Annotated in this window: 11 protein-coding genes; 3 read left to right on the top strand and 8 right to left on the bottom strand. The window is 62.5% G+C overall.

The window, feature by feature from the left end; all coding sequences use genetic code 11:
• Positions 1–69 precede the first annotated feature (69 nt).
• On the bottom strand, positions 70–1,125 hold the full coding sequence (folP, locus tag G4G27_RS22875; RefSeq protein ID WP_183110763.1) for a dihydropteroate synthase: 1,056 nt from the start codon (positions 1,123–1,125) through the stop codon (positions 70–72).
• 245 nt (positions 1,126–1,370) lie between these two features.
• Here folP and G4G27_RS22870 point away from each other — a divergent pair, with 245 nt between their 5' ends.
• The gene (locus G4G27_RS22870) at positions 1,371–3,161 is read left to right on the top strand and encodes a hypothetical protein (RefSeq protein ID WP_183110762.1); all 1,791 of its coding nucleotides are present in this window, start codon (positions 1,371–1,373) and stop codon (positions 3,159–3,161) included.
• A complete protein-coding gene (locus G4G27_RS22865) occupies positions 3,158–3,568 on the top strand; it encodes a hypothetical protein (protein WP_183110761.1) in 411 nt (136 codons plus the stop codon). Before G4G27_RS22870 ends, G4G27_RS22865 begins: the two co-directional genes overlap by 4 nt.
• A 160-nt stretch (positions 3,569–3,728) precedes the next feature.
• Here G4G27_RS22865 and G4G27_RS22860 read toward each other — a convergent pair whose 3' ends face one another.
• The 5 genes from G4G27_RS22860 to glmM all read right to left on the bottom strand — a co-directional run bounded on the left by G4G27_RS22860 (position 3,729) and on the right by glmM (position 8,092).
• The gene (locus G4G27_RS22860; protein ID WP_275944104.1) at positions 3,729–4,865 is read right to left on the bottom strand and encodes a site-specific DNA-methyltransferase; all 1,137 of its coding nucleotides are present in this window, start codon (positions 4,863–4,865) and stop codon (positions 3,729–3,731) included.
• 202 nt (positions 4,866–5,067) lie between these two features.
• A complete protein-coding gene (locus tag G4G27_RS22855; protein ID WP_183110760.1) occupies positions 5,068–5,670 on the bottom strand; it encodes a ribonuclease HII in 603 nt (200 codons plus the stop codon).
• Entirely contained in the window at positions 5,667–6,464 is a 798-nt protein-coding gene (thiD, locus tag G4G27_RS22850; RefSeq protein ID WP_183110759.1) for a bifunctional hydroxymethylpyrimidine kinase/phosphomethylpyrimidine kinase, read from the bottom strand. Before thiD ends, G4G27_RS22855 begins: the two co-directional genes overlap by 4 nt.
• Complete coding sequence (locus G4G27_RS22845) at positions 6,461–6,691, bottom strand: DUF1272 domain-containing protein (RefSeq protein WP_183110758.1); 231 nt, start codon at positions 6,689–6,691, stop codon at positions 6,461–6,463. Before G4G27_RS22845 ends, thiD begins: the two co-directional genes overlap by 4 nt.
• A 60-nt stretch (positions 6,692–6,751) precedes the next feature.
• Positions 6,752–8,092 (bottom strand): phosphoglucosamine mutase, encoded by a 1,341-nt coding sequence (gene glmM / locus G4G27_RS22840; protein WP_183110757.1) that lies wholly within the window; start codon positions 8,090–8,092, stop codon positions 6,752–6,754.
• Positions 8,093–8,169: 77 nt separating this feature from the next.
• On the opposite strand from glmM, the gene G4G27_RS22835 reads away from it, so the two are divergent.
• Complete coding sequence (locus G4G27_RS22835; RefSeq protein WP_183110756.1) at positions 8,170–9,423, top strand: cation:dicarboxylase symporter family transporter; 1,254 nt, start codon at positions 8,170–8,172, stop codon at positions 9,421–9,423.
• 86 nt (positions 9,424–9,509) lie between these two features.
• Here the strand turns inward: G4G27_RS22835 and G4G27_RS22830 are convergent, their stop codons facing one another.
• Together G4G27_RS22830 and G4G27_RS22825 are read right to left on the bottom strand one after the other, a co-directional pair.
• Positions 9,510–10,202 carry an NnrU family protein gene (locus tag G4G27_RS22830; protein WP_183110755.1) on the bottom strand — a complete coding sequence of 231 codons (693 nt, stop codon included), beginning with the start codon at positions 10,200–10,202 and terminating at the stop codon, positions 9,510–9,512.
• Between the two features lie 177 nt (positions 10,203–10,379).
• The gene (locus G4G27_RS22825) at positions 10,380–11,978 is read right to left on the bottom strand and encodes a peptide MFS transporter (RefSeq protein WP_183110754.1); all 1,599 of its coding nucleotides are present in this window, start codon (positions 11,976–11,978) and stop codon (positions 10,380–10,382) included.
• Between the last annotated feature and the right edge of the window lie 112 nt (positions 11,979–12,090).

Here is a 12,090-nt window from a genome sequence, read left to right as displayed (position 1 = left end):
CAGGACAGGCTTCGACAGGCTCAGGGCAAACGGAAGCAGTTGATCAACTCGGCCCGAAACCGCTCCAGCTCATCCAACCAAAGCCTGATCCTTTAGCCCGCGCCAGACCTTCAACGCCTGACCGGTTTCGGCCACATCGTGCACGCGGAGCAGTTGCACCCCGGCCTCCACGCCTTTCATCGCCAGCGCGATCGAGCCACCCAAGCGCTGATCCGCTGGTGCCTCATTGGACAGCGCACCGATCATCCGCTTGCGGCTCGCCCCCAGCATGATCGGGCAGCCAAGGCCATGAAACAGCGCAAGACCATTCAGCAAGGCGAGATTGTCCTGCAGCGACTTACCGAAACCGATGCCCGGATCGACAATGATCTTCGCACGATCGATCCCGCCCGCGACCGCCGCGGCGATGCGCGTCTCCAGCCAGTCATAGACTTCGGTCAGCACGGCCTTGTAACCGGTGCCGCCATGCGGGCCCTTTTTCGGGTCGGGCGAATGCATCAGGATCACCGGGCATCCGGCGCGCGCGACGATTTCCAGCGCGCGGTCATCCCATAGCAGCGCTGAGACGTCATTAACGATCGCCGCTCCGGCCTTGAGCGCCGCCTCCATCACCGCCGCCTTGCGCGTATCGATCGAGACCAATGTCCCGCCGCCCGCCAGTTTCTGGATCACCGGGACGACGCGGGCGATCTCATCGCCTTCCCACACGGTCGGCGCGTTGGGACGAGTCGATTCGCCGCCGACATCGATCAGCGCCGCGCCTTTCACCGCCATGTCGAAACCGGCGCCTGCCGCGTCATCATGCTTGCCGCCGTCGGAGAAGCTGTCGGGCGTGACGTTGAGGATGCCGGCGATCAGCGGCTGATCGAAGCGCAGCACCCGATCGCCGAGCGTCAGCGGCGTGCGTGGGGTGGTGATTGCCTGATGGAGTTTTGCGGCGCGTTCGTCGGATCCAAGTGCGCGGTCGAGATCGGCGATCTGGACGGTACGCCGTGCGCCGCCTTCGATCACTTCATAGGCGGCGAACCACTGCATCCCGCCGGCAAGCCGCACGACCTCGCCATCGCGGCCGACCGGCGTGTCGACAAACTGGATCGGGCGGAGGTGGAGGGGCGGTGCAGTCATGATTATTTCCTTCCAGTGTCCCTTCGCTCACCTGTCCAGATGCTGGGAACCGGCGTCACGTCCGTCGCGATGGCGTACCGATCGCCCCGCCACAAGGGCGAATCAGCACGATTAGTCTGTGGGGCAGTTCGCTGCGGTTTTGAGTGCGGCGCGTCGATTCAACCATTTCATCCGCCCGCTACAACTCGCTCCGTCACGATGGCGAGGCGATCACGCGCCGGTCCGTGACGTCACGGGAGATGTCGGTGCAGATACCATCCGAACTTGACGATGCGGTCGATCCGGGCCGGGCGCAGCGTCGGCTTACGTTACAACTCCATGCGCGGATGATGACCGATCTGACGCTGCTGACCGGCGGCAAGCGCCTGCCGAGCGATGACGAGATCCAGACCGAACTGCGCCGCGCGGCGCGGGCTTATGGGGTGTGGACCCCACAGCTTGAAGCGGCCTGGCAAAAGCGGACGGGCAGTGTGCAGTCGGGGTTGCAATTCGCGTCATATGGGACGCTCGACGGCTTCGCCGCAGACGGCATCGCCAGTGCCGCGATGCACGGGCCGATTCGTGATGCCGCGGTCAAACATGCGCCGGTTGAGCCTAAATCCGGCGCCGGCGTCGCAGAGTCTCGCGACCTTGTTCGAACCCAGGTGCAGGATCTGTCCGTGCAGCCCGTCGGCTGGCCCGAGCCCGTCAATGACCAACGTGTTGTCGGCAATTCCCAAAGCACCGATGGTCAACCGAACGCCGCCGTCCCTGAATTCACTGTGCCGGCCAACCAAACCGCCCGAAGGATGGATGGTACCACGCCGGTCGGGGACTATGTTCGGGGGAAAAATGTCCCGGTCGAGGAAAACTCGGCAATTCGGCTGAGCGAAGTCAATGCCTGGCTGAAAGCCGCCACGGTCCAGAATGCCGCCAATTTGGCGATCGAGCAGGCTAAGCCTAAACGCCCTCTTACAGCTGGCCCTGGAATTGACACGGCCAGCTCGCTGACCAATTCGTACGACAACGCCAGGACCGGGTACGAGCTTGCTTCGCTGGCCGAGTCATCGCGCGCCCTCGTCGCTGCCAACCCTGATTCCCCGGAATCCGATAAAAACCATCTGCTGGAATTCGCCAATGCACTGGAACTGGCATCGACCGCGATGTCGGACGGGCGATGGATTGGCGCGAATCCGATTTCCGATTTCTTCAGCTATAATGGGATCGATTATCCGGATTTCGCCCTCGCCAATCAGGCTCGTCTGCATAACCAGTCGACGCAGCCGAGCGTTTCGGCGCTAACCCCGGAAATGATCGAGGAGCGGGAGAAGGCTGCGCTGGATCGACAGATCCTGGCAGACCGTAATGACGCCTTGCCGAGTGCGGTCGAGCGGACTTATTTTACGGCGCGGGCGCAGGGCGCGAGCCTGGCGGAACTCAAGCAGGTTATTGCCCGAGGCCAGTTCATGGATGCCACGCTTGGCGTCGCCGGGGCCGTTGCTGGGGCCGGTGCGGCCAGAGATGGTGTATCGCAGGCGCGACCTCCGGTCAGCTATGGCACCGCCATCACGAAATTTGACAATCGACCTTCCGGTCTGGCCGAAGGCTCTTTCCTCGATCTTTCGCGCGCCGCCAATTACCAGCCGGGCTTCTATCGTGCGCACCCAGGCGCAATCCGCTATGGTCAGCATGTGGCCAGCCCGAATTTCAGTAAGGATGGAACGATCCGCGAGCTCATCGGGGAACTCAAAAACGGCAAGTCACCCGATCTGGTTGGAACTCCGATCAGAGTGATCTTTCTGAATGGGAAGGCATTCACGCTGGATAACCGCCGGCTTGTGGCTTTCAAGGCGGCCAAGCTCAATAACATCCCAATTCAGGTAATGAGCCCCAATGACCCGACTGTCTTGAATTTGTTGAAGAATAAGACGCGAATGGACCCTATCGCTGGAGAAGGTCATGTCATTGCGATCGTTCCAAAAAACGGCAAATCAAACCAAGCCGAGATACGACGAGCGCTTCGTGAACGCAATCTTATTAAGGGACAAAATAAATGAATAGAAGCGAGAAAGAAATAACATATAGTGATTTTGTAGAACACCCAGTGTGGCATTTTGATTATGAGACTGAAGAATACTCTCCAGTTTTATCACTTGATCACCCAATTGATTCGATTGACTATTTGTTCTACCGGGCGAAGTTCACGTCCCATCAGGGATTTGAATTCGAAGGGCGATTAACGTCGACAGGAGAAGATGCCATTGCTGTATTTCGTAATGGACGGTGGTATGGAGCAAACAAAGCTTGGAAAGAAATATCCATTGCTCAATTCGACAAGCTCGCCCTGGACAGCACAGATCTCGATATCAGTGACGGGCTTAGGCTATTCCCGCTGACTTTTCAGACAATAATTAATCAAGATCCGTTTATTGATTGGTCCGGTATTTTTGATCTTCCTCGATAGATCATATTTTTTTTGGTCAATTTTCTCAACCGGGCCTCGACCTTCGCCGGGGAAGCAAAGAAAAAATTACCTGCCTAAAGAGGTAACCCCGGCCAAGTCCGGGGTGACGGATATGCCGGAGTCGTTTTCAGCTGAATTGAATCGGCACCTGAAAACGACTCTAAATCTGCGTCGCGAGCAAATAGGTCTGTCGCAGATCGTCGATCGGCTTCAGCCCGTCCGGCGTCTCATAATGCCAGAAGGTCCAGCCATTGCAGGCCGGCGCGCCCTGCAGGACCGAGCCGAGCTTGTGGATCGAGCCGGTCGTATCGCCCGACATGACCGACCCATCGGCGCGCACCGTGACGCGGTGGCGGCGCTTGGCGTCGGTCAGCACGGTGCCAGGAAGGAGCATGCCGTTCTCGACGATCGTGCCGAAAGCGACGCGTGGCGCGGCCTTGGGGCTTTGCATCGTCTTCAGCGCGGATTCGTCCAGAGGCAACGCCGCATCGATGCGCTCGCGCGCGGCATCGACATAATCGATCTCGCGCTCGATACCTATCCAGCGCCGGCCCAGCCGCTTGGCCACCGCGCCGGTCGTGCCGGTGCCGAAGAACGGGTCAAGCACCACATCGCCCGGCTTGGTGCACGCCAGCAGGATGCGATAGATCAGCGCCTCGGGCTTTTGCGTCGGGTGGACCTTCACGCCGTCGCGCTTCAATCGCTCCTGCCCGCCGCACACGGGGAATTCCCAGTCGCTGCGCATCTGCAATTCGTCGTTGAGCGTCTTCATGCTGCGATAGTTGAAGGTGTAGCGCGCCTTTTCACCCATCGACGCCCAGATCAAAGTCTCGTGCGCATTGGTGAAGCGGGTGCCCTTGAAATTGGGCATCGGGTTGGATTTGCGCCACACCACGTCATTGAGGATCCAGTAACCGAGATCCTGGATCGCCGAGCCGACCTTGAAGATATTGTGATAGCTGCCGATCACCCAGATCGCGCCATTGTCCTTCAGGATGCGCCGCGCCTCGGTCAGCCAGGCACGGGTGAATTTATCGTACGCGGCGAGGCTGTCGAACTTGTCCCAATCGTCGGTCACTGCATCGACATGGCTGCCGTCGGGCCGGCTGAGATCGCCGCCGAGCTGAAGGTTATAGGGCGGGTCGGCGAAGATCATGTCGACCGACTTGGCGGGCAACGCACGCATCGCGGTGATGCAATCCTGCATGATGATGCTGTCTAGTGGGAGTTGGGCGAGCGGCAGGCCATCGACCACCGGCGCATCAACCCGCGCCTTAACCTTATCGATAACGCCCATTCGTGTAGCCCCCGTCTCTAATCCGCCCATCCCTGCGGATGTGCGGACTCCGGTCAAGCAAAGATTAGTTAACGATTACGGTTGCCAAATCGTTAACAAAGCGGAACATTTTGGGAAGCTGGCTAGATGTTGAGTCGGCGGGAGTCGGCGGACTCAATCCATGGTGTGTGGCGCAAAAGACTCACACGCCGAATTCCGGTGATTAAAAATCAAGCCAGGCCTGCGCGACCGGTCCGAAGCTGCGCCGATGCAGCGGCGAAGGCCCATGTTCGCGAAGCGCAGCGAGGTGCGTGCGCGATCCGTAACCCTTGTTCGAATGCCATCCATAGTGCGGATGCGCTTGTGCGTGAGCGATCATGATCGTGTCGCGGGTGTGCTTGGCGATGATCGACGCGGCGGCGATCGACAATGAGATCGCGTCGCCCGAAACGATCGCGGTCGCCGCATGGCCCCAGCGCGGCAAGCGGTTGCCGTCGACCAGGACATGCGCGGGCAGACAGCCCAGCGCCTCGACCGCGAGCGTCATCGCCTTCATCGTCGCCCAGTAGATGTTGAGCGTGTCGATCTCATCCGCCTCGACGATGCCGACGCCGATCATCGCGCAGTCGCGCAGTCGGTCGTGCAGCCGGGCGCGTTCGGCGGGCGAGAGTTTCTTCGAATCATCGATGCCACGCGGGATGCCCTTGGCGGGCAGGATCACCGCGGCCGCGACGACCGGTCCGGCGAGCGGTCCACGCCCGGCCTCGTCAACGCCGGCGACGGGCGCGAGGCAAAGCTTTTCGTGTTTGAGGCTGGGACGCGTCACCGAAAATCCGTCACATATTGTTGGCCCATCGGCCCGTGACCATGCCCGAGATCCGGTGCTTCTTCCAGAGCGCGGCGGACAAAACGGATCGCCCGTTCCACTGCGTCGGCAAGCGTCATGCCCTGACCAAGGCCAGTCGCGATGGCGCTGGACAAGGTGCAGCCGGTGCCATGGGTACTGGTCGTGACGATGCGTTCGTTTTCCCAGCGGGCTATCGAACCATCGGCGGCGATCAACCTGTCGATCACCACATCGCCATCGGCGTGCCCACCCTTGACGAGTATCGCAGCACCCAATCGTCCGGCCAGAAGCGACGCTTCTTCCTCGATTATTTCCACAGATGACATCTCACGCCCGCACAGCACGGCCAGTTCAGGAAGGTTCGGTGTGATGACCGTGGCCAGACGTCCCAATTGCTCCATTGCGGCGATCGTCCGATCGTCTGCCAGGATTGCGCCGCTGGTCGCAATCATCACGGGATCGAGCACGATGGCGCGCGGATAGAGCCCGCATCCAAGCTGGCTCGTCACTTCGGCAACGATGTCGGCACCACCGAGCATGCCGATCTTGATCGCATCGACGCCGATATCTTCCACCACAGCCGCCATCTGCTGCGCCACGATATTGGCGGGAACCCTGTGGACAGCCTCGACTCCAAGCGTGTTCTGCGCGGTGATCGCGGTGATCGCGGTCATCGCGTGGCCGCCGAGCATCGTCACCGTCTTGATGTCGGCCTGGATGCCGGCGCCGCCGCCCGAATCCGAGCCGGCGATGATCAGGATGCGCGGCGTCACTGCGCGCCTTTATAGACCCGTACCGTCGATGCGGGATGGCGTTCCAGCCGCTTGCCGGTGCGGGTCGGGCGGTCGATCAGCTCGCCGCCGCAATTGGGGCAATTATCGTCCATCGCCTCGGCACAGGGCGCACAGAAAGTGCATTCGAACGAACAGATGAACGCACCTGGCGCATCGGCGGGAACGTCAACGCCGCAGCGTTCGCAATCGGGTCGCATTTCAAGCATGAGCGCTCCTTAGTTCTAAAATCGGTTCGTTTCGAGCGAACGATGGATGAGTTGCGTTTATCAGGCCGCGGCGACCCTGACCGCGTCGCAGATCCGGTCCACCAGACGCTCGACCTGCGCGGAATCGTCGCCCTCGGCCATCACGCGGATCACCGGTTCGGTCCCCGACGGACGAATCACCAGCCGGCCCTTCCCTTCGAGCTCGGCCTCGGCTTCGGCGATCACCGCCTTGACGGTCGCGTTGTCGAGCGGCTTGCCGCCCTTGAAGCGCACATTCTTGAGCAATTGCGGCACGGGATCGAAGCGGTGGAGAAACTGGCTGGCGGGTGCGCCGGCCCAGACCAGTTCGGCGAGCACCTGAAGCGCCGCGACCAGCCCGTCGCCGGTGGTCGCATGGTCGCTGAGGATGATATGCCCCGATTGCTCGCCGCCGACATTATAGCCTTGCGCGCGCATCGCCTCGAGCACTTGCCGGTCACCGACGCCGGTACGGATCAGGCCGATGCCCTGTGCCGCGAGATGGCGTTCGAGACCCAGGTTCGACATCACCGTCGCGACCAGCCCGCCATTCTTCAGCCGCCCGGCGCGTGCATAGCCGCTGGCGATCGTCGCCATCAGCTGATCGCCATCCACGACATGGCCGAGTTCGTCGACCACGATCAGCCGGTCGGCATCGCCGTCGAGCGCGATGCCGAGTTGCGCGCCCGAGGCCACGACCGTCTCGCACAGCAGGTCGGGCGCGGTCGAACCGACGCCGTCATTGATATTCTTGCCGTTCGGGCTGACCCCGATCGCGATCACGTCGGCACCCAGTTCCCACAGTGCGGAGGGCGCGACCTGATAGCCGGCGCCGTTCGCGCAATCGACGACGATGCGCATGCCGTCGAGCCGAAGGCTTTCCGGGAAGGTCGATTTGGCGAAATGGATATAACGGCCCTTGGCGTCGTCGACCCGCCGGGCGCGGCCGATGTCCGGCCCGGGCACGAGCGGGATTTCGCCGTCGATCAAGGCCTCAATCGCCAGTTCGTCCTCATCGCTGAGCTTGTAGCCATCCGGGCCGAACAGCTTGATCCCGTTATCGGCATAGGGATTGTGGCTGGCGGAGATCATCACGCCGAGATCGGCGCGCATCGAATGAGTCAGCATGGCGACGGCGGGCGTCGGCATCGGGCCGAGCAGCACCACGTCCATGCCGACGCTGGTGAACCCGGCAACCATCGCCGATTCGAGCATATAACCGGACAGACGCGTGTCCTTGCCGATCACGACGCGGTGCTTGTGGTCGCCGCGCTGGAAGTGCGCGCCCGCCGCCATGCCGACCTTCATCGCCATCGCCGCGGTCATCGGATGCGCGTTGGTCGCTCCGCGAATACCGTCGGTGCCGAAATATTTCCTTGCCATTCCGCGCATTCCCATTCGCTATGCGAGCAGCGTTTCTAGCGCCATCATCGTAAAAGCAGCCATATCGAAGGATCAGCATGTCGCAAGCCACTCGTATCCTTGTCGCGCTGGTCGGCGGATTGATTATCGGAATCATCGCCGCTTCCGTGTCGCCCGACTGGGCGCTGGGCGCGACCAAGATCACTCAGCCGATCGGATCGGCTTGGCTGCACGGGTTGCAGATGGTGATCGTGCCGCTGATCGTCGGCCTGCTGGTGACCGGCGTCGGAGCGACCGCCGATGCCGCGCGCGCCGGGCGAATCGCGGGGCGGTCGGTGGTGATGTTCGTCATCCTGTTGTGGAGCGCGACATTGATGTCGGCGCTGCTCGTGCCGTTGCTGCTCAACCTGTGGCCATTGCCGACGGCCTGGGCCGAAGCATTGCGCGCCTCGCTCAGCCATGCGGCGGCGCCCGCCGGCACGGTGCCGAATCTGGCTGCGTTCTTCGACACGGTGGTACCGACCAATGTCGTGACCGCGGCGGCGGCCGATGCGTTCCTGCCGCTGACCGTGTTCGCGATCACCTTTGCCTTTGCGATCACGCGGCTGCCGCCGGAGCCACGCGCGCTGCTGACCAACTTCTTCCAGGCGATCGTCGATACCATGCTGGTGATCATCACCTGGGTGCTGAAACTCGCCCCGATCGGCATTTTCGCGCTGGCCTATGGCGTCGGTGCGCAGACCGGTGCGGCCGCTTTTGGCGCGTTGCTCCATTACATTGTCACCGTCTCGGCGATCGGGCTGATCGTGTTGCTCGCGGCTTATCCGGTCGCGGCGATCTTCGGCCGGGTCGGCATCCTGCGCTTCGCCCGCGCGGTCGCCCCGGCCCAGGCGGTCGCGATCAGCACGCAATCCTCGCTCGCATCGCTCCCCGCGATGCTCAAGGCGAGTGCCGAACTTGGCGCGCCCGCGACCAGCGCTGGCATCACCCTGCCGATCGCAGTGGCGATCTTTCGCGCGACCAGCCCGGCGATGAACCTCGCGGTCGCGCTGTATGTCGCGCATCTGCTTGGCATGCCGATCGGCCCGGGCGCGCTGGCCGCCGGCGTCGCGACCGCGGCGATCACGACGATGGGATCGGTCAGCTTGCCGGGCACGATCAGTTTCTTCGCCTCGGTCGCGCCGGTCGCGGTGGCGATGGGGGTGCCGATCGAAGCCTTGGGGCTGCTCGTCGCGGTCGAGACGATTCCCGACCTGTTTCGTACCGTGGGCAATGTGACGATGGATGTCGCCGTCACCATATCCGTCGCGCGCGCCGATGGCGGCGCTGACCTGGACGTGGAGCCAGCATGAAGTATCGCGCGCTTGGGCCCAATTCCGAGCGGGGCAAGAAGATCGTGCGGCTTTAAGCTCATTCCTCCCCGGCGCGGGGGGAGTAACTAAATCCAGCGCCATATCCCGGCCGCCCAGCCCGCCAGCGGGATATGCGCCCAGGTTGCGACGAGCCACAGCACCACGCCGCCGGCGATATCGTGCGGACGGAAGCCGCCGAAATTCGCGCGGCCGGCGACGATTGCCGCAAACGGCCAATAGCTCGTTTTCGCCTCCCATGCCCGCCAGCGTTCCGGCTGCAATGCTTCCTTCTTCTTGTCCTGCAATGCAGCCCCGGCCAGCGCGAGAATGATCACCGCGCCCGACAGCGCGATGTTGGCGGGTATGGGGAACACTGCGATATGGCACGCGCCCCAAAGCGCGAAGGCCCACATCATCGGGTGACGCGTGATCGAGAAGACACCTCTCGCTTCGCCCGGCGCGTCACCCGGCGTGCCGGGATTTGGCAGGGCGGGATTGCCGATCAGCGACCCGAGCAGCAGCACGCTCGCGACTAGCATCACCACCGTCACCACCACCCAGAGGACATCGCTGACCTGCCAGAGCGGCGCCTCCGGCCCGGCCGCGCGATAGGCGAAGACGAGCCAGCCGAGCGTGATTGCCGCAACGAGGGAATAGAGGCCGAGGAACGGCCCCTCCCCTACCCTGGCGACGATCGGCCGCCTGAGCGGATGCGACAGCAGGAAATGCGAACCGACGAACGCGACCGCCGCCGCGAGGACCATTTCCGTGCCGTGCATCATCATCCCCTTTTACCGGTCAGAGTCTGTTTGGAAATGCGCCTGTGGGCGCATTTGGCGGTGCCGGCCCGCTCCCCCTCCCGGCCACCCACAGCATATTCTGAATGGGTGGCCGGGAGGGGGAGCGGGCCGGCACCGCCTTAAAATTCGCTCTTTCGCGAATTTCCAAACAGACTCTCAGCGCGTCTCGCCGCTGGTGTCGATGCCGGCGGCCGCCGGCTCGCCCAATTGCCGTTCGCCCGCCAGCGCATGATCGACCGCCGGATCGCCCAGCTTGTCGAGATGCATCAGCCGTTTGACGAACGGGCTGACGCCGATCACGACCACCCCGACCCCCATCGAGAACCAGCCGATATTGCTGTAAACGTCGAGGATCTTCTCCGGCCCGACATTCTCGCCGCCGGTGGTCTGCGCGATCAGCGCGGCGATAAAATTGCCCGCCGCCGTGGCGAGAAACCAGGTGCCCATCATCAGCCCGGTCATGCTGCCGATCGACAACCGCGTCATCGACGACAGGCCGACCGGCGAGAAGCAAAGCTCCGCCATGGTGTGGAAGAGATAGAGCAGGATGATGAACAGCGCCGGGGTCAGGCCGGTGCCGCTGGCGATCGCGCCTGCGACGAGCACGAGGAAGCCCAATCCGACCAGGATCAGGCCGATGCCGAATTTGAGCGGTGCATTGGGTTCGAGATTACGCTTGGCAAGCCAGGTCCACAGGCCGGCGAAGAGCGGCGCGAGCGTGATGATGAAGGCCGAGTTGACCGATTGGAACACCGATGCGGGCACATCCCAACCAAGCATCACCCGATCGACGCGGCGATCGGTGAAGACGTTGAGCGACGATCCCGCTTGCTCGAACAGCGCCCAGAACAGCGGGCTGAGCGCGATCAGGAACAATGCCGCGAACACCCGGTCGCGCTCCACCGCCGGCAGGATCCAGACCGACCGATAGACGATGAAACCGACCACCAGCACGGCGAAGATGATCAGCATTATCCCGACCGCACCCTGCGAGCGGATCAGCCACCAGGCGACCGCGATGCCGAGCACGGCGCCGAGATAGATCAGCCATTCGCGCGACAGCCCGGCAAAGGCCGGCGCACACAGCAATTCGGGTGCCGGCGGTTCGCCCGCGCCGTGGAGCGATTTCTGGAACAGGACGAAGCAGACCAGGCCGAGGAGCATGCCGATGCCGGCCGCGCCGAAGCCATATGACCAGCCGACCGTCTCGCCCAGAATACCGATAATGATCGGCCCGAGCCACGCACCGGCGTTGATGCCCATGTAAAAGATCGAAAAGGCCGGATCGCGCCGGATATCGTCGCGCGGATAAAGCTGGCCGACCAGCACCGAGATATTGGCCTTCAGGAAGCCGGTGCCGATGACGATCGCCGCCAGCCCGAGATAGAAGCCATTGAGATAGATGCCCTGTTCGCCCTTGGGGCCTTCGAGCAGCGCGATCAGCAAATGTCCGATGGCGATGAATATACCGCCGACCAGCACCGCTTTGCGTGCGCCGATATAGCGATCCGCGAGATAACCGCCGATCACCGGGGTGATATACACCAGCGAGGTATAGGCGCCGTACACCGCATAGGCAGGATCGTCGGTGAACAGGAAATGCTTGGTCAGATAGAAGATCAGGATGGCGCGCATGCCGTAATAGGAGAAGCGTTCCCACATCTCGGCGAAGAACAGCATGAACAGCGCGGTGGGATGGCCAAGAAAGGTCTTGGCGTCGGCGGGAACGCCGCCGGTCGGATGGGCAGTTGCCATCGGGTGTTAAGCTCCCTGAATTTCCGCCGATTTTAACCGGCTTTGATGAGCTCAAAGTAGCGGCAAAGCGCACGGTGTAAATATCGACGGTTGGCGTGCCGCGCGGGCGGCG

The sequence above is a fragment of the Sphingomonas sp. So64.6b genome (assembly GCF_014171475.1).
GTDB classification, from domain to species: Bacteria; Pseudomonadota; Alphaproteobacteria; order Sphingomonadales; family Sphingomonadaceae; genus Sphingomonas; species Sphingomonas alpina_A.
Note: the sequence above shows the minus strand (reverse complement) of the source record. Positions and strands in the feature narration are given on the sequence as shown.